At 36.3% G+C, this 24,192-nt stretch carries 27 protein-coding genes and 2 pseudogenes; 10 read left to right on the forward strand and 19 right to left on the reverse strand.

All coding sequences use genetic code 11. The features are described from left to right. The 3 genes from J2Y03_RS16710 to J2Y03_RS16720 form a co-directional block, all read right to left on the reverse strand. Entirely contained in the window at positions 1–1,512 is a 1,512-nt protein-coding gene (locus J2Y03_RS16710) for a spore germination protein (RefSeq protein WP_132086566.1), read from the reverse strand. A gap of 103 nt (positions 1,513–1,615) precedes the next feature. Further along, positions 1,616–1,807: a spore germination protein gene (locus J2Y03_RS16715; protein ID WP_132086564.1), complete on the reverse strand. Its 192-nt coding sequence runs from the start codon at positions 1,805–1,807 to the stop codon at positions 1,616–1,618. Positions 1,808–2,269: 462 nt separating this feature from the next. Then, complete coding sequence (locus tag J2Y03_RS16720) at positions 2,270–2,785, reverse strand: methylated-DNA--[protein]-cysteine S-methyltransferase (protein WP_310195906.1); 516 nt, start codon at positions 2,783–2,785, stop codon at positions 2,270–2,272. Positions 2,786–3,335: 550 nt separating this feature from the next. On the opposite strand from J2Y03_RS16720, the gene J2Y03_RS16725 reads away from it, so the two are divergent. From J2Y03_RS16725 to J2Y03_RS16765, 9 genes and pseudogenes are all read left to right on the forward strand, one after another. Further along, a complete protein-coding gene (locus J2Y03_RS16725) occupies positions 3,336–4,244 on the forward strand; it encodes a putative selenate ABC transporter substrate-binding protein (RefSeq protein WP_310195908.1) in 909 nt (302 codons plus the stop codon). Between the two features lie 13 nt (positions 4,245–4,257). Beyond that, the gene (locus tag J2Y03_RS16730) at positions 4,258–5,010 is read left to right on the forward strand and encodes a phosphonate ABC transporter ATP-binding protein (RefSeq protein WP_310195910.1); all 753 of its coding nucleotides are present in this window, start codon (positions 4,258–4,260) and stop codon (positions 5,008–5,010) included. 1 nt (position 5,011) lies between these two features. Then, complete coding sequence (locus J2Y03_RS16735) at positions 5,012–6,649, forward strand: PhnE/PtxC family ABC transporter permease (protein ID WP_310195911.1); 1,638 nt, start codon at positions 5,012–5,014, stop codon at positions 6,647–6,649. Positions 6,650–6,920: 271 nt separating this feature from the next. Further along, the gene (locus J2Y03_RS16740; RefSeq protein WP_396954217.1) at positions 6,921–8,087 is read left to right on the forward strand and encodes an MFS transporter; all 1,167 of its coding nucleotides are present in this window, start codon (positions 6,921–6,923) and stop codon (positions 8,085–8,087) included. A gap of 65 nt (positions 8,088–8,152) precedes the next feature. Next, positions 8,153–8,485, forward strand: coding sequence for a hypothetical protein (locus tag J2Y03_RS16745; protein ID WP_310195915.1), 333 nt, complete (start codon positions 8,153–8,155; stop codon positions 8,483–8,485). A 127-nt stretch (positions 8,486–8,612) separates the two neighbouring features. After that, a complete protein-coding gene (locus tag J2Y03_RS16750; protein WP_310195917.1) occupies positions 8,613–9,017 on the forward strand; it encodes a VOC family protein in 405 nt (134 codons plus the stop codon). Between the two features lie 129 nt (positions 9,018–9,146). Next, positions 9,147–9,491 (forward strand): cytochrome c551, encoded by a 345-nt coding sequence (gene cccB / locus J2Y03_RS16755; RefSeq protein WP_310195920.1) that lies wholly within the window; start codon positions 9,147–9,149, stop codon positions 9,489–9,491. 144 nt (positions 9,492–9,635) lie between these two features. After that, the gene (locus J2Y03_RS16760; protein WP_310195922.1) at positions 9,636–9,803 is read left to right on the forward strand and encodes a hypothetical protein; all 168 of its coding nucleotides are present in this window, start codon (positions 9,636–9,638) and stop codon (positions 9,801–9,803) included. Between the two features lie 15 nt (positions 9,804–9,818). Continuing rightward, positions 9,819–10,145 (forward strand): annotated as a pseudogene (locus J2Y03_RS16765) (redoxin domain-containing protein); the annotation flags it as partial. Positions 10,146–10,289: 144 nt separating this feature from the next. Here the strand turns inward: J2Y03_RS16765 and J2Y03_RS16770 are convergent. The 13 genes and pseudogenes from J2Y03_RS16770 to J2Y03_RS16830 form a co-directional block, all read right to left on the reverse strand. Further along, positions 10,290–10,421 carry a hypothetical protein gene (locus J2Y03_RS16770; protein ID WP_310195924.1) on the reverse strand — a complete coding sequence of 44 codons (132 nt, stop codon included), beginning with the start codon at positions 10,419–10,421 and terminating at the stop codon, positions 10,290–10,292. Between the two features lie 140 nt (positions 10,422–10,561). Next, positions 10,562–10,990 (reverse strand): MarR family winged helix-turn-helix transcriptional regulator, encoded by a 429-nt coding sequence (locus J2Y03_RS16775; RefSeq protein WP_310195926.1) that lies wholly within the window; start codon positions 10,988–10,990, stop codon positions 10,562–10,564. Positions 10,991–11,124: 134 nt separating this feature from the next. Then, positions 11,125–12,294, reverse strand: coding sequence for a glucose-1-phosphate adenylyltransferase (locus J2Y03_RS16780; RefSeq protein ID WP_310195928.1), 1,170 nt, complete (start codon positions 12,292–12,294; stop codon positions 11,125–11,127). 292 nt (positions 12,295–12,586) lie between these two features. Beyond that, positions 12,587–14,065: a SulP family inorganic anion transporter gene (locus J2Y03_RS16785; protein ID WP_310195930.1), complete on the reverse strand. Its 1,479-nt coding sequence runs from the start codon at positions 14,063–14,065 to the stop codon at positions 12,587–12,589. A gap of 242 nt (positions 14,066–14,307) precedes the next feature. After that, a complete protein-coding gene (locus J2Y03_RS16790; RefSeq protein ID WP_310195932.1) occupies positions 14,308–14,880 on the reverse strand; it encodes a 5' nucleotidase, NT5C type in 573 nt (190 codons plus the stop codon). A 1-nt stretch (position 14,881) separates the two neighbouring features. Next, on the reverse strand, positions 14,882–15,982 hold the full coding sequence (gene ribD / locus J2Y03_RS16795) for a bifunctional diaminohydroxyphosphoribosylaminopyrimidine deaminase/5-amino-6-(5-phosphoribosylamino)uracil reductase RibD (protein WP_310195934.1): 1,101 nt from the start codon (positions 15,980–15,982) through the stop codon (positions 14,882–14,884). Next, positions 15,975–16,730 carry a GTP cyclohydrolase II gene (locus J2Y03_RS16800; protein ID WP_310195936.1) on the reverse strand — a complete coding sequence of 252 codons (756 nt, stop codon included), beginning with the start codon at positions 16,728–16,730 and terminating at the stop codon, positions 15,975–15,977. Before J2Y03_RS16800 ends, ribD begins: the two co-directional genes overlap by 8 nt. Before the next feature lie 142 nt (positions 16,731–16,872). Next, positions 16,873–17,508, reverse strand: a complete 636-nt coding sequence (locus tag J2Y03_RS16805; protein WP_310195938.1) for a pentapeptide repeat-containing protein — start codon at positions 17,506–17,508, stop codon at positions 16,873–16,875. A 72-nt stretch (positions 17,509–17,580) separates the two neighbouring features. After that, on the reverse strand, positions 17,581–18,300 hold the full coding sequence (locus tag J2Y03_RS16810) for a YebC/PmpR family DNA-binding transcriptional regulator (RefSeq protein ID WP_310195939.1): 720 nt from the start codon (positions 18,298–18,300) through the stop codon (positions 17,581–17,583). Positions 18,301–18,475: 175 nt separating this feature from the next. Then, positions 18,476–19,225 (reverse strand): hypothetical protein, encoded by a 750-nt coding sequence (locus J2Y03_RS16815; RefSeq protein WP_310195941.1) that lies wholly within the window; start codon positions 19,223–19,225, stop codon positions 18,476–18,478. A 214-nt stretch (positions 19,226–19,439) separates the two neighbouring features. Further along, positions 19,440–19,640 (reverse strand): annotated as a pseudogene (locus tag J2Y03_RS29140) (CDGSH iron-sulfur domain-containing protein). 14 nt (positions 19,641–19,654) lie between these two features. After that, positions 19,655–20,293 carry a GTP cyclohydrolase I FolE gene (gene folE / locus J2Y03_RS16825; protein ID WP_310195943.1) on the reverse strand — a complete coding sequence of 213 codons (639 nt, stop codon included), beginning with the start codon at positions 20,291–20,293 and terminating at the stop codon, positions 19,655–19,657. A 24-nt stretch (positions 20,294–20,317) separates the two neighbouring features. Beyond that, positions 20,318–21,001 (reverse strand): helix-turn-helix transcriptional regulator, encoded by a 684-nt coding sequence (locus J2Y03_RS16830; protein WP_310195945.1) that lies wholly within the window; start codon positions 20,999–21,001, stop codon positions 20,318–20,320. A gap of 402 nt (positions 21,002–21,403) precedes the next feature. Between J2Y03_RS16830 and J2Y03_RS16835 the strand changes: the two genes are divergently transcribed. Then, positions 21,404–21,991: a VanZ family protein gene (locus J2Y03_RS16835; RefSeq protein ID WP_310195947.1), complete on the forward strand. Its 588-nt coding sequence runs from the start codon at positions 21,404–21,406 to the stop codon at positions 21,989–21,991. A gap of 41 nt (positions 21,992–22,032) precedes the next feature. Here the strand turns inward: J2Y03_RS16835 and J2Y03_RS16840 are convergent, their stop codons facing one another. The 3 genes from J2Y03_RS16840 to J2Y03_RS16850 form a co-directional block, all read right to left on the reverse strand. Next, a complete protein-coding gene (locus J2Y03_RS16840) occupies positions 22,033–23,388 on the reverse strand; it encodes an arsenic transporter (RefSeq protein ID WP_310195949.1) in 1,356 nt (451 codons plus the stop codon). A gap of 287 nt (positions 23,389–23,675) precedes the next feature. Further along, complete coding sequence (locus tag J2Y03_RS16845; RefSeq protein WP_310195951.1) at positions 23,676–23,933, reverse strand: hypothetical protein; 258 nt, start codon at positions 23,931–23,933, stop codon at positions 23,676–23,678. A gap of 21 nt (positions 23,934–23,954) precedes the next feature. After that, a partial coding sequence (locus tag J2Y03_RS16850) for a hypothetical protein (RefSeq protein ID WP_310195953.1) occupies positions 23,955–24,192 on the reverse strand: 238 nt, incomplete at its 5' end.

A 24,192-nucleotide genomic window follows, 5' to 3' on the forward strand; every position in this document is an offset into this window, starting at 1 on the left:
TCAATTGTGATCTTTTGCCTTTTTATAATCATATTTGTATTCATCTTCAGGTCTTGTTTGGTCAGGTCTCTTGTACGTGACTGAAAATGGCAGTCTAATGAGACTGTCTTTCCAATCCTCAAAACGCGGTGGATAAAATGGAGCCAGAAATGGACTTCCAAGGCTAGATTGTCTTAAAAGGTGAATAAGTAAAAAGCAAAATCCATACATAATCCCATAAAAACCCCAAAATCCAGCCAATATTATGAGAGGAAAACGTAAGATTCTAATCACATTACCCATGGTATAACTCGGTGTAACAAATGAACCTAGGGCAGCTAAGGCGATGATGATTATTAAAATGTTACTGGTAAATCCTGCTTGTACTGCAGCGGTCCCAATAACAATACCGCCAACAATACCCATCGTTTGTCCAACTTTTGTCGGCAATCGTGCTCCCGCTTCCCGCAATAATTCTATGACAAATTCTAATAAGAACGCTTCAATTATGGGGGGAAAAGGGACCCTTGCCCTAGATTCAGTAAGGGTGATTAACAAAGTTTGAGGTATAACTTCATAATGAAAGGTTAGACACGCAACATAAATCGCAGTAAAGAAAACTGAAAGAAATAAGGCGGAAACCCTTAATAATCGTAGAAATGATCCTATTTGCCAATTTACATTACTATCTTCCAAAGTTTGAAAAAATTCCACGAAGGATTGAGGACTTCCAATTACCAATGAACTGCCATCCACTATAATTGCCAGTTTCCCCTTTAACAGCCAATCACAAATCCGATCTGGACGTTCTGTTAACGCCAGTTGAGGAAATATTGTTAGTGAATTGTCTTCAATTAGCTGAGCTAATTGAGAACTATCTAGAATGGCATCGATTTTAAGGTTTTGGATTCTTTTCCTTACAATGCCTACCATTTGCTGTGAAGCAATACCATTCAAAGATACGATCGCAACAGATTTATTGGAACGGCTTCCTACTACCAAATTTTCTACAGATAAATTTGAATCTTTAATATAATTTCTGATAAGACCTAAATTTATCATTAAGCTTTCAGTAAAGGCGACTTGGGGACCAACAACCTGTGATTCATTTAGTGCGAATGATAAGGCACGACCTAATCTGGCAGGAATATGTGCCAAAAGAACAAATAAATTCCCTTCTAAGTAGATGACTACACTGCCGTCTAGAACAGATTGGACCACTGTATCCATATGGTCTGTTTTGCGAATTTCACCGACCGATAAATGTTCCATAATCACTTGAATGGAATCAAACGATTGGGATATAATTGGTTCAATTATATCCCGATGAAGCATGGTTTTATCGATCAAGTTACCAATGCTGAATAAGGTAATCCCTGAATTACCTACTTCGTTCTCCAAGATATCTGCGCTATGCTGTAGTCTTTTTTTAAATTCAGCTGACATTAATTCTCTGGAAGTGGGAATCAGATTCTCGTTCTTGGCTTGTTTCTCTGCTTTTTCTTTTGTAAATTTCTTCTTTTTGAAGAACATTTAGCAGCACCCTTTATTGTCTACTGACATTTTCTTACGTATTATTTACCATTAAAACCTATTTATACCACTTCAATTTCTACAAAAAAAAGCGGTGCTAACTTCAGCAGCGCTTAGGAAATTTCATTAGTGGCTCACTTTCAGCATCCATATCAGAATCCGGACTTGTGTTATCTTCTCCAGATCCAGAAATTGTTTTGGTGATGGAGATGGGCGAAATGTAAATAGCACCGCCAAAATTAACAATGCCACCAGAAACCGTACCAATTGAAACATTATTATGGTTTGTGACCAAAATAAACCCCCTCCTTAATGGTACTAATATGTTATGTATTGCTCTGGTTAGCGTTCATAATCCAGTCCAAATCCCTTGAGGGTAGCTCAAATTTGTTCTTGAGTGACCGTCTCATCAAAAAAACAGGTTTGACGGTAACTCAAATTGGTCTTGAGTGCCCGTAAACCTGATAATTTACCTGTAAGGGCACTAAAGTCCCTAATATAGATTTAAAAAAACGACTTAAACAGTTCTTGGTGATCGTTGCATTCTTTGCAGATATACTCGATTTCCAATGGGTCTTCTCTCACCATATGTACGGTTTCTCTGCTGCAATTTTCACAAAATCTAACTTCTTGGAGTTGTTCCATGAAATAAGCACCTCATTTTCTTAGTTCATTAAATAGTATGTCCAAGAATATCATGCCTTTTTCATCCACTTCTATTCCGTTTTTCATGTTTCAAATCTTTCTGCTTAAAAATCTACAGTTTCATGTTTTCCTTTTCTATTTTTAAAAGCTCAGATTTCATATCCAATCCACCACGAAAACCAGTAAGTTTACCGTTCTTCCCAATAACTCGGTGACACGGAACGGTTAAGAGGACGGGATTTGCCCCAATGGCAGTACCAACGGCACGGACTGCAGCCGGTCTTTGAATAGTATTTGCAATATCAGAATAAGTCCACGTTTCTCCATATGGAATTTGACACAGAGCATTCCATACCTCCGTCTGAAATTGTGTTCCCACTAATTCTTGGGGAATGGTAAAAGATCTTCGAACTCCTTGAAAAAATTCGATAAACTCCGACACATATGGCTGCATTGCCTCATCATTTTGAATCAATTGACTTTCCGGATATCGCTTTTGAACCCATTCTTTCAATTCTTCAAAAGATTTTCCCTGTGAACCAACATAACAAAGCCCTTTAGCAGTTGCCGCCATATATAGTCTCCAATTCTCATAAACCAATTGTGTCCAATATAGTGTGGGTTTCATCTAAACCCCTCCATCCTTTTTTCGTTATCTTCACCTTTCTATCAGTATACCTATTTAAAGATATGGATTTAAGACTTTTTGAATGAAAAAGTGGATTTTAAAGTACTTCTTACAAATAAAAATGTAAATGTGATTCTTGGGGAAAATGCACAGGGGAAGACAAATGTGTTGGAGTCTATCTAAGTTTTAGCAACGGCAAAATCCCATCGAACCTCATCGTGATGATTTGTTGTTTTTTGTCTTCTGCATTATCTGCTGCCGCGAACCAGACTTTTATGAGGATTGGGTAACAAAAGTTTGGAATGTCGAAGAATGGTCACAAACGGAAAACGCATAAAAACTCACTAACTCCCGCATTAACCTCGGGAGTTTTCTTTATTATCAAAGGTTTTAAAGTAATTACCCATTATATTACTATCGATAATATAGATTAATTCCCATTCGTTAAATAGATAAAATGAATTTAATAGAAATAATCTATTCATTATAATCAAGAAGGCAAAGATTAACTACAGTGTTAAACTACAAACTTTATGAGGTGGATTATTTTATGAAAAAATGGTTATCAGGTATAATTTTATTATTGCTCGTTCTTACTTTAGCGGCTTGTGGGCAAACTGATGATAAAGCAACTGAAGGAAAAGAAGAAAATAAAGAAGCAAAAACGGAAGAAGTATTAAAAATTGGTGCGATTCCCGATCAAAATGCAGCGTTCCTTCAAACGGGGATGGATGCTGTTGCAAAGCAATTAAGCGAAGATACTGGCATGAAGGTTGAATTTGTCCCTTCCGTTGATTATGCAGCATTAGTTACAGGTTTTCAACGCGGAGAGATCCATTTAGCATGGTTCGGCGGTTTAACAAGTGTTCAAGCAAGAAATCTTGTACCCGAGGCGGAATCAATTGTACAACGCCCACGTGATGCAGAATTCAAATCAGTATTTATTACACAAGAAGGGTCAGGTATTAACACTCTGGCTGATGTAAAAGGAAAATCCTTTACATTTGGCAGTGAAAGCTCTACTTCAGGACATTTAATGCCACGTTATTTCTTAACCGAAGAAGGAATTGACCCTAATACAGACTTTAATGGTAAGCCAAATTTCTCAGGCTCACATGATACAACGTACAAGTTAATCGAATCAGGTTCTTTTCAAGCTGGGGCGTTAAACATTTCCGTTTGGGAAGCAGCTGTTAAAGAAGGCAAAGTAGATACAAACAAAGTAAAAGTTTTCTACACTACTCCTGATTATTATGACTATAACTGGACAATCAATAGCAATGTTGAAGAAGTGTTCGGTAAAGGATCTAAACAAAAGATAAAAGACGCGCTTCTATCTATGCCAGGCGAATCAACAGAGATTGCTGATTTATTCCAGACTGACAAGTTTATTGAAACAAAAAATGATAACTATGAAAAGATTGAAACAGTAGCAAAGGAATTAGAGATTATAAAGTAGTAGGTGTTGTTACATGTCTTCAAAAACAATGATTGAAGCGAAAAATATAACAAAACAGTTTGAGCGGAAGATAGCCTTATCTTCCCTTTCTTTTTCTATTAAACAAGGAGAATTGGTTGCCTTAATTGGTCCGAGTGGTGCTGGAAAAACAACCTTATTGAATTCCATTGCCGGCCTTGTTCCCCTTCACAGTGGAGAGCTCATGATAGAGAATCAGCCTCTTGGCAACTATAAACGTGGCAAACAATTTGCAAAAAAGATAGGGGTCATTCGCCAACAATTCGATTTAATTGGTCCGTTAGCGGTTATTCATAATGTACTTGCTGGTAAATTATCAGAATGGGGAATCTTTAAATCGTTATTTTCACTTCTCGTCCCTCAAGAAAAAGAAGTGGCTATTAGAGCACTTGAAAGAGTTGGACTTGAAGATAAAATATTCGAAGTAACAGCGACGCTTTCAGGCGGTGAACAGCAGCGTGTCGCAATGGCAAGATTATTGGTTCAAAAACCTGAAATTATTCTAGCAGATGAGCCAGTCGCCTCTCTTGATCCTGCTCGGGCAGATGATGTGTTAGGAATGCTGACAAAAATCGTGAATGAGGAAAATCAAACGTTACTTGCAAGTTTGCATTCTGTAGAATACGCCCGAAAATACTTTACTAGAATCATCTCACTCAAAAATGGGGAGATATTTTTTGATTTACCGACAGAAAAAGTTTCGGATGAACTTTTAACCGAACTATACCAGTTGAAGGAGCAGGTTTAAGATGACGAAACTTATTCCCTCTCTTCAACTTCATAAACGATTCATCCTCACGCTACTGTTGCTATTTGTATTCATCTGGAGCCTTACATCGGTACATTGGAACGCAGAGTTATATCATGCTGGCGGGATTCCAACCATGCTGCAAATCTTTGAAGGTTTGATCCAGCCGAATTTAGACCTTGATATATTAATGGTTGGTTTGGAATCAACATGGATTACCCTCGCATACGCTGTTGCTGGGATGTCTCTAGCAATTATTTATGCTTTTATTGTTGGCGTCCTTGCATCTGGATCGTTAACTTCCAGTAAATTTTCTAGGATTATTTCGAAAGTGGTATTTAGGGGAATCCTAGGGTTTACTCGTTCCATTCATGAATTAATCTGGGCATGGCTGTTTGTGGCAGCGGTGGGTCTATCCCCTTTTGCTGCGATTTTTGCTCTTGCGATTCCCTATGGTGGGATTCTCGGTCGAATATTTGCAGATATGTTAACGGACGTCCCAGAGCAACCGATATTGGCACTTAAATCATCTGGGTCTTCTCGACTACAGACGCTTGTTTATGGATACCTTCCATTAGTTTGGGCTGATTTCATTAGTTATACCATGTACAGATTTGAGTGTGCGATTCGGTCTTCTGCAATTATGAGCTTTGTTGGACTTGGGGGGTTAGGTTTCCAAATCCAATTGGCACTAGCTGACTTGAAATATGATTCTGTATGGACGTTTGTTTTTTTTCTAATTGTTCTCGTTATATTAGTAGATAGTTGGAGCAACTTTGTTCGTAAAGGATTAACGGATCATAAACGAGTAAAAGGTTTTGGAACTGGCTGGTTTTCCGTTCTATTTTCACTTCTTTTAATTGTAGGTTCCTGGGTGTATATTACATTGGCGGAAAAGGCAAATTTATTTGAGTTATTATCTGAAAAAAATCTCGAGTATGCAAAGAAGTTTTTCGTCGGCCTCCTTGGAATAAATCAAGAAAACCCAGCTTTTCTTGATGCAGAGAGCTGGTCTACAGCATTAATGCTAACGTTAGAAACACTTGAAATGAGTATTATGGCAATTGGATTTGCTACGATTGTCGCTTTTATTACCGTTATTCCTGCAGCTAGAAACATTGCCAATGGCAGTCTGACATTGAAAAAAAGTTGGTATAACTGGATTCTATATGGCTTTATTCGACTGACTTATATTTTTTCTAGATCGGTTCCAGAACTAGTTTGGGCGATGATGATTATTTTTATCTTTAAACCTGGCATCCTGCCTGGAGCTTTAGCCCTTGCCCTTCATAACTTCGGTATTCTTGGAAAGCTATGGGCTGAGGTAGTCGAGGATATGGACCCAAGACCAATCCGGAATTTAGCCACGGCTGGTGCTTCAAAAGTCGAAATCCTTTTTTATGGGATTCTGCCAATTGTCCTTCCAAGATTTCTCACCTATATTCTCTACAGATGGGAAGTCATTATGAGAACCACAATCGTTGTAGGGTTTGTTGGTGCTGGCGGTCTAGGGATGGATTTTAAACTCGCTATGAGCTATTTTGACTACACTCAAATCACCTTGTTGTTGCTGTGTTACATGATCCTCGTCATTATTGCCGACTTCGCCTCAGAAACAACTCGGAAAGCAGTGAAGTAATGAGTACATGTCCTTTCGTAGGATTTGTGCTCTTTTTTTATCTTTATCGTTCCTGCTATGTTTTTGCTAGCAACCGATATAGATTTGCTATCTTGTTGATAACGTAGTTAATATGCACGATAAAGGGGGTGTGGAAAATATTATGTAAAATAAACTTGAAATACTTGTATTAGTTTCATGTTTTCTATTATCCTAAGCATAGCGGTCAAAAATTGTATCAAAAGTTACATAGAGATTTGATGTGTTTACATTATTTAGGAGTTGGAGTTATTTGGAAACAAAGAGAGCTTTACCTATTTTATTTTTAGTCATGTTTTTAGTCATGATAGGTTTTGGTATTATCATTCCGGTTCTTCCTTTTTATGCTGAAGAAATGGGTGCCTCCCCTACCCAACTGGGATTATTAATGGCCGTATATTCACTGATGCAACTCATCTTCGCACCATTTTGGGGTAAATTGTCTGATCGTATTGGACGTAAACCCATCATGATGGTTGGTATTGCCGGATTATCATTATCCTTTTTTATTCAAGCAATGTCTACTGAGCTTTGGATGTTGTTTGCAGCCCGAATTATTGGCGGAATCTTATCTTCTGCTAATATGCCAACTGCGATGGCTTATGTTGCAGATATAACAACCCCAGAAAACCGTGGAAAAGGAATGGGGATTATAGGGGCAGCTGTTGGTCTGGGATTTGTATTTGGACCAGCTATTGGCGGTATATTTTCAAAAACAAGCATGAGCATGCCTTTTTATTTAGCTGGTGCGACTTCATTAATAACATTAATTATCATTTTCTTTCTTTTAAAAGAATCCTTACAAAAAAGTAATCAAGAAAATAACCAAAGTAAAAAACAATCGAGATGGAAAGCATTTTCAGGACCTGCGGCAGTATTGTTCTTATTACAATTGTTAATATCTTTATCACTGTCTGGTCTTGAAGCGACATTTGCCTATTTTGCTGCTAAAAAGGCTGGATTAGGAGCCACTCAGCTTGGCTATATTTTCATGATTATGGGATTTGCAGGTGCGATGGTACAAGGCGGTTTGGTTGGAAAACTAACAAAGAAATACGGTGAAGGCACAGTCATTCAAGGCGGAATTGTTGTATCTGCGATTGGTTTCGGTTTAATCCTACTTGTTGATAGTTTTACAACTGCGGCTATATTTTTATCAATCTTTGGTATTGGCAACGGTGTAATTCGTCCAAGTGTCTCCTCCCTGCTTACAAAAACAACAAATGCTGGACATGGTAGCGCAACTGGGTTGCTTTCTTCCTTTGACTCATTAGGAAGAATTATCGGTCCTCCGCTTGGAGGCTGGTTATTCTCGCTATCGATTGGATTACCCTATATATCAGGAGCAATCATTTCCATCCTAGCTTTGATACTTTATCAATTTTATCGTTCAAAGGCTTTAATCTTAAAAACAAACTAGCATATGTCTAAAGGACATGCATAAGATAGGTTACGAGGATGTACTTGTTAAAGGAGTCGAGATGAATGAAACTACTCTCTCATTTCACGACGTTTTTATGCCTGTGTATCATTGTTATTCTTGTAGCCTATCTTGATTCACCATACTCATTCGTCCATAAAGACTTTTCCTACTCGACTAGCGAACCAGCAGTGGCACAGCCAGTTGAGGTAGAACCGCCAACCGAAATGCCGGTTTTGGAGAATAGACTAGACAGTGTTGAAAGTATGGACAGATATTATGTAGAAGTCTATCAGGAATACGAAGTATATTACGATAAAGAAGGTAAAGTGGTCAAAAGAGAACCTACAGGTAAGACTGAAAGTGTCCGATATTGGGATGAAAACACAAAAAAGTGAAATTTAAAAAAGCTGTCAAGTATTTGGCAGCTTTTTATCTTTTAATAAATAATTTTTATATTGAAAACGGAACTTATGTTCGTATATAATTGTATTAGTAATAATTAATTATGAAGGAGACTAGAAAATGATCAAACCCTATTTAATGTTTAACCGAGAATGCAATGAGGCTTTTAAATTGTATCTTGAAGCTTTTAATGGAGAAATTGTTGCTATGCAAAAATATGGGGATATTCCCTCAAGCCCTGAGTTCCCTATTTCAGAAAGTGATAAAGACCTCGTATTACATTCAGAAATAAAATTAACAGAATCAGGAAGTTTATTGGGTTCAGACAGTAATCGAGTTTCCTCCGATTCGGAAAAAGTTGTTATCTGTGTTGAGCCTGACTCAGAAGAAAGTGCAATTAAGGCTTGGAACATTCTTAAAGATGGCGGAACTATTTATATGGATCTTCAACCTACCTTCTTTGCTAAACTTCATGGTTCTGTGAAGGATAAATTCGGAGTAACCTGGATGTTTACTGTTTCGTAAAAATGGTAATTAAAAAGCTTTCCGACTTGGAAAGCTTTTTATGTTTGTAAAAATCATGGCTAAACGTAAATGGTTTGGAATATTTAGCAGTAATAATTGAAAACCTATTTATATATGGAGGTGAATAATGTGAAAAAATGGCTTTATGGAATCATTTGTGTAGCTTTTCTAGGCTTTATCACCGCTTGTGGTGGCGGAGATGAAGCAACGGAAAAAGACACAACACCTACTAAGGAACAGGAACAAACTGCAGATGCAGGTGATGGAGATGCTTTATTTCAACAAAGCTGCTCTTCTTGTCATGGTGGAGATTTAGTTAGCGGCGGAGCCCCGGATCTTGATAAGGTTGGCTCAAAATATTCTAAAGATGAAATTGAAGAAATTATTGTAAATGGAAAAGGCGGCATGCCTGGAGGAATTCTTACAGGGGAAGATGCAGATGCAGTTGCTTCTTGGCTTTCCGAGAAAAAATAATCGAGGAAAAACCAGAATGGACAACCACTCTGGTTTTTTATTTTTTGACAAGCATAAGCTGTATTATTTGATAGATATTACTGTTTACACTACAATTAACTTATTAATTTTATGCTTATACAAAATAATAAAAAGGAGAACAACATGAAACCAAGATTTATTGTCTTATTCCTCATAGCGGTTTTAATATTACCTGCTTGCGGACAAAAGACACTTAATGAACCAATGACATTACTTAACCAAGATCAAAAGGAAGTAACTTTTCCTTCAGAAAAACCTACAGTCTTCTTCTTTATTACGACCTATACCTGAGGACTTTGTCAACAGCAACTGGTTCAGTTGCACGAAAATTTGGATGAATTAAAAGACCTAGATGTAGAAATGTACATAGTTAGCAACGATTCCCCAGATGAACAACTTGAATTATATAATCAATTAAACGAAGTTTTCGGTCAAAGCCTGCCCTTCGTTTCTGATCCAGAACTAGAATTAATCGATTTTATGGGCATGAAAAATGTTGATGTAGCCTATAGAGGATATGGGATGATCGATGAAGACGGCAAAGTCATTTTTAATACTAAAAATGACCATTGGGGAGAACAGTTTGAACATACTGTAGAAAAGATTAAGAAGGAATATAATAGTTTAAAATAGATTTGATATAAATTATGGTGCATTGAAGCTTACGCTTTGTGCACTTTTTTATATCTTTTAATTCTTATGAGTGATGAAATAACTAACAATATTTTATCTTCTATAAAAGAAAACAAGCTAATCTGAAGAGATTAGCTTTTTCGATTACAATTTAGGATACCATTGTGCGGCATGTTCTACTTCTTCTGCATTCAATTGGTGTCCTCTATGTTCCCAGTAAAGTTCCACATTCGCGTTTGCCTTTTTTAATAGAGATTCAAATTCAGCTGATTCCAATCGTTTGGATTTTTTCCTTTATAAAATATGTGTTTCATTCGTTCTACCTCCAAATTGGCGATTGCCCTAGGACATAGATATTAACTAACTTATTACTTTAATATCAAGAATCTCAAAATCAGGATAATTAACAAAAAAATTTAAGCTTCCGCCCTATTTTTTACTTTTTCCAAAAGGTTTGTGATAGTCTCTACCTCTACACTAGTTAATGAATCAAAAATATGATCAATTAAGTCCTGATGTTTCGGCATAATTTCCATCATAAGCTCTTTTCCTGTATCTGTTAATGTAATATGAATAACCCGGCGGTCATTTTGACAATCATTTCGCATTAACAAGCCTCTTTTTTCTAATTTATCAATAACATACGTCATCGAGCCACTTGAAATTAGAATACGACTTCCAATCTGCTGGATGGTTTGTTTCTCATGATAATAAAGCACTTCTAAAACGGAGAATTCCGTAATGCTTAAATTGTTTTTTGTCATTTCTTCTCTTATTCGGTCCTGTATGGCTTTTGAAGTCTGCATTAATAATAAAAATGGTGAGTTTGTACATTTTACATTCATTTTAAACACCTCCTATATATGATTCAAATTGAAGTATCTTGAATATGAGATAATTTTAATACATTAAGTGGATTACGTCAAGGAGCTTATATTTTAAAAAAGCGAAATCATCTAGGATTCCGCTTCCTATCAGTTTATTTATTAACCTTTTCTAGTGGTTGATCTTCTTGAATGGTTTGATTATCTCCAATTAAGGTAATATCACTGAACGGTGCGGAGTCCCCTACTTTTGCATTTGCTTCTATTATAATGCCATTACCAATAACTGCTCGGTTGATTACGGCATTTTCACCTATGATTGTATTTGGTAATATAACGGAATCTTTGATATAAGCACCTTTTGCAACACGTACCCCATTAAAGAGAACGGAATTTTCTACCCTTCCAAATACTTTACAGCCCTCACTAATAATAGATTTGTGCAAGAAAGCTTCCCCATCCAGATACATCGGTGGCTGCGGCATGCCTGAGGTATATATTTTCCATTCCTCATTTACTAATATCGGATTCGTACGAGCCGACAATAAATCCATATTGGCTTCCCAAAAGCTCTCAACTGTTCCAACATCTTTCCAATACCCACTGAAAAGATAGGCATGGAGATGGCAGTTATCTCGTAACATGGTTGGGATAATATCCTTACCAAAGTCCTTTGAAGAATAAGGGTTATTTTCTTCTATTTCAAGGTATTTTTTTAATATAGGCCAATTAAATAGATAGATTCCCATTGAGGCAAGATTAGATTTTGGTGTTTCTGGTTTTTCCTCGAAATCAATTATTCTCTTTGATTCATGCTCAATATTCAAGATACCAAATCGGCTTGCATCACTCCAAGGAACATTGATAACAGAAATAGTTGCATCCGCACCTGATTGTTTATGCTCCATTACCAAGTTACTGTAATCCATTTTATATATATGATCACCTGAAAGAATGAGAACATATTCTGGATTTTGACTTTCAATGTAGTCAAGGTTTTCGAATACGGCATGAGCGGTACCTTCATAGCTATTTTCTCCGACATCATTGTGATTCGGATGTAGGATAGCAATACCGCCAATTTTCTGATTTAAGCCCCACTTTTCCCCATTCTCAATATAATTTTTAAGGGTCTCTTGTTTATATTGTGTAAGGATTCCTACGGTATCAATGCTAGAGTTTTTACAATTACTTAATGCAAAGTCAATGATTCGGTATTTGCCTCCAAATGGTACAGCTGGCTTGGCTAAATTTCGTGTTAATTCTTTTAATCGCGACCCTTTCCCACCTGCTAACAACATGGCTATACATTGTTTTTTCATCATTGGTACACCTCCTTTTGGAAAATAGCTTTATCGATATGTAACACTTATTTCGCCCTCATTGTAACATCCCAAGTGCAGCACACAACATCAATAAATACCGACTTTGATTACACTGATTCGACGTATTTCCTTAATACCTTTATAGATATATATATAATTGTAAATGACTAGCAACAAATGCAATCCAATTATGTCGAAAAGGAAAGATGTAATAATTGAAAAATATGATAATTATGTGAATAGCATTTCCATAAAACAACACGCTGATACTATTACCAGCGTGTTAACTAAATTATTGACCGGCTGCTTTTTCAAGACCGCCTGGTTTATTATGAACAGCAAGCTTATCTAACAATTTATTGCTCTCTTTATTGAGACCCATTAGTTGGACCTTTATGCCATTTTGGTGATATTTAATCATAACCTTATCAATTGCACCAACAGCTGAATCATCCCATAAATGAGCTTGTGTTAAATCTAAGGTTACCTCTTTACCTTTTTCATTGTAGTTAAAGCTCTCTACAAATTCTGTAACAGATGCAAAGAATAATTGACCTGTAACACGATAGATTTTTTTATGTGAGCTTTCTGAAGCCAATGTGGTTACCTTTACTTTAGATATCTTTGAAGCAAAGAAAATCGCACTTAGTAAAATTCCTACCAAAACCCCTTTAGATAAATCATGTGTCATAAGAACAGTACCAACAGTCACAATCATAACAATGGTATCTGACAACGGTGTCTTGTGAATTTTTTTAATAGATGACCAATCAAAGGTTCCAATCGAAACCATGAACATAACTCCAACTAAAGCTGCCATTGGAATTTTTACCAGGAAATCATTTAATAGGATAATTAACACCATTAAAAATACACCGGCTACCAAAGCAGATAATCTACCCCGACCCCCAGATTTCACGTTAATAACAGATTGTCCAATCATGGCACATCCTGCCATCCCGCCGAAAAATCCTGAAACAATATTTGCAATTCCTTGCCCTCTTGCCTCTTTATTCTTATCACTAGTGGTGTCCGTCATATCATCTACAATTGAAGCAGTTAATAAAGATTCTACCAAACCAACAATCGCAATGGATAGTGAGTAAGGAAAAATGATCTGTAACGTTTCGAAATTAAAAGGAATATCTGGTATTAAGAAAAATGGCAGTGTCTGACTCAATTCTCCCATATCACCAATGGTACGTACCCCACTTCCTGTCATAACGGCAATAACAGTGATCGTGATAATTGCTACTAATGGGGATGGAACTGCCTTTGTAAAACGAGGAAAGATATATATGATTGCTAATGCCCCAGCTACCATCGCATACATTGCCATAGTCTCACCAACAAAGTGAGTCAATTGGGAAGAAAAGATAAGGATGGCGAGAGCATTTACGAATCCAATCATCACCGAACGGGGGACAAATTTCATTAGACGACCTAATTTTAGAACCCCCATAACAATTTGAATGATTCCAGTTAATATGGTAGCAGCAAGTAAGTACTGTAACCCGTAATCAGCCACTAAGGTAACCATTACTAAAGCAGTGGCACCTGTTGCCGCCGATATCATTCCCGGTCTTCCACCTACAAAAGCAATGACAACTGCAATACAAAAAGAAGCATATAAACCGATCATAGGGTCTACACCTGCTATTAGGGAGAAGGCAATGGCTTCTGGAATTAATGCCATTGCAACGACTATTCCGGATAGTACATCACCTTTGATGTTTCCAAACCATTGATTTTTCAATGTGTTACTTTTCATGGTGCACCTCTTTCTTTTCTCAATTTATTAATTGACTTTCAGCTCTCCTGAAAGTCTGTGCCGTTGTGAACATAATACAGTATATATGATTGTTACAATTTTGTGAAAAAGCATGTAAACGCATGCAATGAGTGCTTGCGTTGTTTTACACCTATTTTCTCCTTTATCCAACAGTATCTTTGAAAACAAAAAAACAGAAAGGCATACCCTTCTGTTTTTTCAAGATTAGAAATTCAGCTTAATTACTCCAGCTCATTTTTTAATATTTCTTTTAAATCTGTCCAGTCTAGGATTCGGGGATATTGTAAATGTCGATTATAGGACTGGTCTCTTACAAACACTTTTAAAGAATCATGAGTAAGTGTATCTAAAACCTCAGCTTTATCATCAAAGTAATAATCAAGTTGTAATTCCTTGATAATTTCAACTTTTTCATGATCCTGCATCCCGTAGTAAAAACGATCATCTCTAACAGGGAAGCCTTGTTCCTTTAACCATTTTTTCGTCCGTTCACCATGTTCTTTCGGTCTTGCTGTTATGTAATAGATTTCATGACCCTTTTTTTCTAACTCCTGTAACGTTTCGACTGCATTTGGAAAAGGAGGACAGTTCGTATAATAAATTTCTTCTAACGATGAATTCCACATGTCTTTTCCTTGCTCATCTGTTAATTCGAAAGGTCCATGGATTTCAACCCTATTTAAAGCATGAAAATCCTCGATGGATACATTCTTCTTTAACTTTTTATTGTAAATGGTAAAAGCATGTTCTCTTAGATTAATGAGTGTGTCATCAATATCGAAACCAAATTTCATTTTATGACTCCTCATGGGTGTAAATTGGATACCCAGTAAATTTATAATCTTTACCAATGGGTTGGACAGCTAGATTAGAAAGCTCTACAGCATCTTTCATTTTATCCATTCCAGCCCCTGCAAGGAAGGAGGGTGCATGCTGACCGCCAATGATTTTTGGTGCAACATAGAGCACTACTTTATCAATTAATTTATTTTCTAAAAATGACCAGTTGACCGTGCCTCCACCTTCAATCAATACGGAAGAAACGAGCTTTTCACCTAATATTTGCAAGACTTCTGCAGGATTAACTGTTGTACCACTAGTTTGAAATACACTAATTCCTTGACCTTCTAAAGTGTCTCGCTTGTCTTTTTCAAAACGTTCACTTGTAAAAATCCATGTTTCCGCGAGTTTATCGGTAATCAATTTAGAATCCAAAGGAATTCTTAGGGTAGAGTCCAAAACGATTCGAATTGGATTACGCCCATTCGGTATCCGTGTTGTAAGCTCGGGATTATCTTTTATGACCGTGTTCACCCCAACCAGAATTCCCATATTTTCATTTCTAAGATGGTGGACATCTTCTCTTGCTGCTTCAGAAGTAATCCATTTGCTGTCAAAAGAATGGGTTGCAATTTTTCCGTCTAAGGTAATTCCAGCCTTTAAGGTGACAAAAGGTGTTTTCTCAACAATGAATTTATTAAATACTTCATTCATCCGTTGTGACTTGTCTTGGCGAACACCAGTAATCACTTCGATTCCAGCGTCTTCTAAGATTTTTACACCATTTCCTGAAACGACTGGATTGGGATCAAGTGTGGCAATCACAACTTTTTTAATCCCAGCTTCGACAATGGCTACTGCACAAGGTCCTGTCCTGCCATGGTGGGAACAAGGTTCGAGTGTCACATAAATCGTCCCTCCTTTTGCTTTCTCACCAGCCATTCGAAGGGCGTGAATCTCTGCATGAGGTTCACCAGCTTTCAAGTGGGCACCTATTCCAACCACACGGTTATCATTGACAATAACCGAACCAACCAATGGATTCGGGTCAGTCTGACCTTTCATCGCCTGGGCATTTTTTATGGCTAAATCCATGTAAAATTCGTGATTAGTCATTTGGACAAGATCCCTCCTCTTCTTCTAGATGACCAGACTTATTAATTTTTGTCTGTAAATATTTCTCATTATACTCAGAAACATCTCCCCATAAAGGTTGTCGTCCTGAAACCTCTAACCCAGCTTCTTTTAAGGCGTTTAATTTTTTAGGATTGTTCGTCATCAATGTTACAGGTTTTTGACGAATTGCTTTAAGAACTCGGATGGCGTCACCATAGTTTCTAGAGTCATCCACAAACCCAAGTCCTTCATTTGCCTCGACAGTATCATAACCGTTTTCCTGTAGTACATAGGCCATTGCTTTACTGAATAACCCAATTCCTCTTCCTTCATGGTTAGCTAAATAGAATAATGCACCTGTTCCATGCTCTTGTATTATTTTCATTGATTGTTTTAGCTGATACCCACAATCACAACGCTTACTTCCGAAAATATCACCTGTATGACAAATGGAATGCATACGAATAATTGCGTCTTCCCCAAATTCAAAATCCCCATAAACTAAAACACTTGATTGTTGAAACTCAGCTAAATTAGACGATGATAATTTTTCAATGATTCTTTCATAATCCTCTGTTACCTCATCACAATTTAACCAGCAGTACCATTTGAATTGAACGGTTTCACCGTATAAATTCACAGGAAGATTTATTGGTCCGACTAAGTAAATAGCACCTTTTTCTGTTTTGATTAGTTGAATTTTGTCTTCTAATACTGAAAGTACCTTAGAGTTTAGAGTTAGTTTCATTAAATAATCCCCTTTTTTCATTAGTTTGTTATATTTGTTTTTATTTCATGCTGAAGCCCAGCTGGTAGAGTTTGCATAAACGTTTAGCAAAAGCTTTGACTTTTAGAAGGAGCTATTCTATGAGGCTGCTCCCGATTATCTACTATTTTATTATCAAGCCTAATAATCGTGCAAATCCTAAGGCTTGATTTTCATTAACTTCACAACCTGTTAAATCATTTATCGAGACATTTAATCGTTCAAAGTTGCAGCTGCTTAAATCAATTCCTTTCAAAGGTGTTCCTTCGAAATTGGCTTCATTTAAATCACACTCTTTAAAGGCAACTTTATTAAATTTGGACTCAAAATAATCGGCATTGCGAAGAGAACATGAATCGAACTGTACCTGCTTTAATTTGGAATAACCAAACGAGATTAAATTTGCATTACAAGTATGAAATAACACATTTCCAAGCGTAGCGTCTGAAAGATTAAGACCAAGAATTTTGGAATCACTAAACTCAACTCGATGAATACTTCCTGCACTAAAATCTGTGTTGGATAAATCACAGTTTTCAAAAATGACATCTGTTAATTCAATATTTTTAAACGATACATCCTGAAAAATAACATTCTTAAAAACAACTTGTTCAAACCGTAATCTATGTAAGTCCTCATTCACAATGGAGTAATCGCTTATGGTGCACATTTCAAAATACAGTTCTTCATTTGGATAAAAGTCCAAAGGCGTTAAGTTTGATGGGATTTTGGGCTTTTGAATTTTGACTGTTTGCGACATACACTTCTCCTCTCTCAATTATAACTTGAAAAGAGAAGACCTCTGTTCAAAAACAAAGGTCTTCTAGTCAACTTATTCAACTAATTCGACATTGTGGTACACTCGTTGAACGTCATCTAATTCTTCTAAAACATCAATCATTTTTTCGAATTTAGCTAGAGCGTCTTCTAGAAGTGTTATTTCATTTTGTGCAAGCATGGTAAGCTCGGCAACTGTAAATTCAGTAATGCCAGCATTCTTAAATGCTTCTTGAACAGCATGGAACTGATCTGGTTCAGCGTAAACGATCACCTGTTCTTCTTCTTCAAGAATGTCGCGTACATCTACATCGGCTTCCATTAAGATTTCTAATACATCATCTTCCGTTTTTCCTTCGATACCGATAACTGCAGTTGCATCAAACATATAAGCGACCGATCCGCTGACGCCCATGTTACCGCCATTTTTACCGAATGCAGCACGAACTTCAGAAGCGGTACGGTTCACGTTATTTGTCAAGGCATCAACGATGACCATTGAGCCATTTGGACCAAATCCTTCATAACGAAGTTCTGAATAGCTTTCTTCTGATCCGCCTTTTGCTTTTTCTATCGCACGGTCAATAATGTGTCTTGGTACATTGTATGTTTTTGCCCGTTCTAATACAAATTTTAAAGCCTGATTGGATTCAGGGTTAGGTTCCCCGCTTCTTGCTGCTACATAAATTTCTACTCCAAATTTTGCATAAATACGACTTGTATTCGCATCCTTTGAGGCTTTCTTTTCCTTAATATTGTTCCATTTACGGCCCATACTGTCCACTCACTTTCAACTTTTGACTACAAAAATAGTAATAGAAATAGGCTGCTTCTTCAACCATTTTCTAAAATGAAATTCTTTCAGATAATATTATACCGTAATTGTTTCAATTGTTAAGTATTAATCGTCAATACAATGAGTAAAAGTCAGGAAATCTGTCCTGACTTTTTCAAGTTAATTTTAGTTTTGTAATAAATTTGATTTCGTTTTGAAACTTTTCTAGTATTTCAGTAAACGAGGAATTTACTAATAGCGGGAATAAATTTTCCAGTGCTTCTTCATACTTTTGGCCTAACGCTTCTCTTAAAAGAACATATTCATGAAAGAGAAGAGCTTTCTCAAAATCAATACCAAGCTCGTATAAGCCTCTAAACAGGGTTTCTTTTGGGATTTGTTTAATCTTTTTATAGATTTTTTCATTTTTTTCTATAAATTTTTCTTCTATATATCGCGTAACATAATCTCTATACACCATTTGCCCAATTTCATTTGTTTCTTTTTTTGTATAATTGAAACCAATTACGCGCCCTTCCTTATTCTCACGAATAATAAAAGTCTTATTTCCTTTTAATTGCTGAATGAAGTTTTTTACACTTTTATCAAAAATTTTATCAAATTGGATGATTTGATGGAGTTTAACAGCAAAATCAGTGTTCTCTTCTCCAACCACAAATAGCCTGTCAACAATAGGTAAAAGCTTTAAAACTCCTTCTGAGAGTTGGCTTGAGGCATCATAAATGATAATATCATACTCTTTCTTCATGTTTGTAACGATTCGTTTTTGTTCAGTTAACGTCAATTTAGAAAATTCATGGATCACTTCATTTGTAAGTCCTTCTTTTTCTAATGTCCCGTATGAAATAAATGCAGTAGATAAATCCGTATTTAATTTAATCCAATAATAAATAGATAAAGACAATTCGGTAACACCTGATTTCGCTTTTGGCGAATAAAAGCCGACCATATACATTTTACTCACCTGCCTTTTATTACTATAGTATTTTAATAATGAAATAAACGTTAAAGACAAACCTGCACTTTGCTGTTTTTATAAAAAAAAGGCTCTTCGCTCATGAAGAAAGCAAAAATAAAGAATGACATAGTAGTCATTCTGATAAAAGTATATTTGGATTTTATTCTGATGCTCTAGGACTGCTTTCGAATCCTTCTCTTTTATGTGACCCATCACAAAAAGGTTTTTTACTTGACAGTCCACACCTACAAAGATAAACCTTCGCTTATTTTGTATATTCATAACCTTCTGAATCATATAAATGAAAGTCACCGCTTATTTCCAATGGTCCATTATCTGAAATTTTTATTTGATTATCCATCCTCTTCACTCCCTTTAATTCTTTATTAATGAATAAAATTCAGCACGCAAATCGGGTCTGTTTTCATATATACCTCGAATGCTGGATGTTGTCGTAACCGTATTTGCTTTTTTAATGCCTCTTGAGCACATACACATATGTTTCGCTTCAACCAGCACAATCGTTCCCTCTGGATCCAATACTTCTTCAATGGCTTGTGCGATCTGAGTAGTAAGTCTCTCCTGCACTTGAAATCTTTTTGCATATCCTTCAACCAAACGTCCCACCTTAGATAGACCTGTAATTTTTTCTTTTGGGATATAACCAACATGTGCGACTCCAAAAAATGGTGAAAAATGATGTTCACATAAAGAATAAAAATCAATATCTTTTATCAAAATTAAACCCTTATGCTGTATATCAAATGTTTTTTCTAAATGTAGTTTCGGGTCTTCTCGGTATCCCTCTGTGGATTCCAGGAAGGCTTTGAGCACCCTAAATGGAGTTTCCTGTAAACCATCTCTTTTTGGATCGTCTCCACAAAGTATAATTAATTGTTTAATAGCTACTGAAAAATTATCTATTTCCACTAAGCTGCCATTTTCCTCAACTGATTGATGGTTTAACAAGTGGGGAAATTTTTCACGCAAAAGTAAATACTGCTCACTCGTCATGTTCACATCATCCTTTTGTTGTTTTTAGGACAGATCATCCTCAATGATGATACGAGAGGTGGTTTCATTAACAGGTTCATTTAAAGAAACTTGAAAAATACAACAGCCATCACCGTTCTGAAGTTTCTTCACTCGTTTGACAGAACAGCCTAATAAATGAGTTAGAACAGAAACCGTAACACTGCAAAGGATTGGTCGCTTTATTGCTACATTATGAAAGGGACAATTGCGTTCAATGAGGGAATAAGTATTATTTTTATTTTCAATTTCCATAAATGAATCGTCTTTTGTATAGAAGTCCTTTAAAGCACTTAACCGTTCTTCAGTGTTTAATCCCTTTAATTTGGGTTCCCACTGAGTGATTCTTTCCTCAATCATGGAAGAAAGGACATTTTTCAATGCATCATCGCCTAGTTGATTGAGCAGCGTATCCAAGATTTCAATCGTTAAATGATCGTAATTTTTTTCGAAAAGATGTTCGCCTGCCTTGGTTAATCGATAGTATAGTACAGGCCGCCCAATGCCATTGTTTTCCGAAAATCGAGTAATCCATCCATCCTTTTCTAATTGTAAGAGGTGCTGCCGAACTGCCTCGCTGCTAATTTCTAAGGCATAGGCCAGCTCGCTCATAGATGATGAACCATTATTTTTTATAAGACGAATAATCCTGCGGCGTGGTTCTGACAAATGATTGGTACGAACACTCATCTTCTTCCCTCCAATACTGCCTCTGATAAAATATATTCAGGAAGCTAATGAATAGTTCAAGATTTTTATTGGAAAAATTGATTAATTAAGGCTCTTTTCTTATACTTTGTTGCTTTTTGGAATATAATTTTATGATTGTGCTAATTTCTCGCAGGAAATAGGATAATTTTTATAAAAAAAAGAGCCTGCAAACTAAATTCTAAAGCGCAAAATAACTTTTTCCACGTTAAAATCGGCTTTAAGATTTTAACAACAATCTTTTTGAGAACAGCCTTAATTAAAAATACTGAAAATGGAACAAGCCCTTTCGATTGAAAGGGCTGATTACTATTCCCCTAAAGAAAGGAATAGTAAGAATTGAATTAGTGTTATAATGTAAAAAATATCAAAGAGGTCCATGTTATGAAAAAATTCCTTCTACTATCCTTAATTGCAGCTGCCGTTCTTTTTCTTATATTGTCTCCTGTGTTGATTCGATTGAATTCGTATCTTCATCCGGTCGTCTTAGGTGTTGTTTTTTTATGTATGGTTGTAGCAGTATTTTTCTTCACCTTATTAATACGCAAAGAAACCATTCAGCTTCGCTATTCGTATTTTCGGACACTATTGATTCTCTATACTATTGCTTTATTGATTTTACTTTTCTTTCGACCTGGTAACCAAACCTATCAGGCAATAAACCTTGTTCCTTTTTCCACCATTGCTTTTTATCTATCTGCAAAGGTGAACGGGTTGATTTCTTTTTATAATTTGGCTGCTAATATAGTCTTGTTCATTCCTTTTGGTCTATTTTTAAAGGTTAAAAAAGTTTCACCTTTACAATTATTCTACCTCCCCATTCTATTCATTTCGTTGATAGAATTATTACAATACTATACACGAAGAGGGAGCTTGGATATTGATGATCTCATTTTAAATGTTTTAGGATTTTTCATTGGCTATTTACTTTATCCATTATTTAACAGAATCTTAAAAGTTAGCTTTAATTAAAAAAGGATCACCAAATGAAATGGTGAGTCCCACCTATTTGCTTAAACATAAACCAGTAACAGCCAAAAATACAAGCTGACAAGTGTGAAAATTAAGGTTGGAGGAATGACGATAATGGTAACTCGTAAATATTCCATCCAAGTAATGGTAATTTTATTTGCCCTGAGAATGTGCATCCAAATTAATGTTGCTAATGTTCCAATTGGAAGTAATAATGATCCGATGTCACTACCGATAATATTTGCTAGGTATACTGTTTTTAGTGTAAGCGGTTGTAATCCCATTTCTGTAAGAGTAATAGTAGCGACCATTAAAGCAGGGTGGTTATTAAACAGGTTCGATAATACTCCTGTTAATACGCCCATTGTAATACTTGCATGGAAAAGACTACCGTGAACCAAAGTACCTAATTGTTCAACCAAGAAGTTGGTCAAACCTATATTATGAAGACCATAGATAATGATGTACATATTAAATGCGAAGATTAAGATATGCCATGGTGTTTTTAATAACATGTCCTTAGGACTTACTCCAATTTTGATCCATCTCCAAACTAATAGTCCAATTGAACCAATAACCGCTACTAATGATACAGATATTCCGATAAAGGAAGCAACGAAGAGACTAATTCGCATTATAAATACAAAGATGAGCATTTGAATCATAAGCTTCTTATGTTTATCAAAAATGTCTTCGGAATTTTTCTTTAACGGGTGATAACGATTATTCTGATGGAGTGGAATTGAGTAGGAATGGTAACGAAGCTGTTTTGGAAGCTCCTTTCTAAAAACAAGGTACAATAAGTAGGATAGGAATAACAATCCTAGAGTTCCTGGGACAAACATCATAGCAGTGTGAAGGTAAAGATCCATCCCAATAATTTTTAAAGCTATTAAATTAACAATATTACTTACACCTATAGGTGCGCTTGAGGCTGTTGCAATTAAAGCACCACTTAATAAATAAGGTATCATTTGACGTTTCTTTAGTCCTAAATGTTTAAGTATTAAAATTAAGATTGGAGTGGTAATTAATATGCTCCCATCATTGTTAAAGAAAAGAGTCATTAAAAAGCAAAGCAGTAATGTATACCAAAACAATCTTATTCCCGAACCCTTTGATACTTTTAGCATCAATGCGGCTGTCCATTTAAAAAATCCAAAGCTTTCAAGAATAATGGCCATGACGATTGTTGCTATTATAGTGACGGCAGCTCCGGTTACTTTAGAACTAATATCAAGTAAATCCACTAATGACACACTTCCACTTAAAAATACAAGTACGGCTCCGATTGTTGCAGGAATTGCTTCATTCATGTTTTTCGGACGGATAAATATCATCACCATGGTTAGGATAAAAGCGAATATGGTTATGATCACCGTCGATGGATGATACATATATGTTATTTCTCTCCTTTCAAAAACTAAAATTTCATTCTAATATTCTTCTTTTTCCTGTCTTCTCTTGTCCTTTGTTTTATCATACGTAGGTACTTAGGGGCTTGAACTAAACGAATATCTTGAATTTATGTAAATCAGCGAGTAACTAGAAAGTTTTTTAAAATCATGTATAGATTTACGCACATTATTTTGCAGGTAAACGAATGCCTATAGTAAAATTCTTAGGCTACTATCGTACTTTACGTAGTCTCAAGAAAAAAACCGGTACTCTAAAAAGTACCGGTTTAGGATTCATTAATTTTTACCTTTGGATCCTTTACTCCCTCTTTTACCTTTTGAAGCTTTACCACCTTTCGAGCCTTTGCTTCCGCCAGATCCTTTACTGCCTTTGGATCCTTTGCTACGACGAGAACCTTTACCTCCTTTTGGACCTTTAGCGCCTTTGGATCCTTTACTGCCTTTGGATCCTTTGCTTCCACCAGAACCTTTACTGCCTTTTGACCCTTTGCTGCCGCCGGAACCGTGACTGCCCTTTTTACCATAACCATATCCGCCAAAGGATCCTATGCTGCCGCTAGAGCCGTGACTACCTTTGGATCCTCTGCTTCCACCGGAGCCGCGACTGCCTTTGGATCCTTTACTTCCGCGAGAACCGCGACTACCTTTGGTTCCTTTACTTCCGCGAGAACCGTGACTGCCTTTGGATCCTTTGCTTCCGCCAGAACTGTGTCTACCTTTTGGACCCTTCGAACCTCTCGAGCCTCTGCTGCCTTTGGACCCTTTACTACCGCCAGAGCCACG

It is taken from the genome of Neobacillus niacini (assembly GCF_031457145.1).
GTDB lineage: Bacteria > Bacillota > Bacilli > Bacillales > Cytobacillaceae > Neobacillus > Neobacillus niacini_J.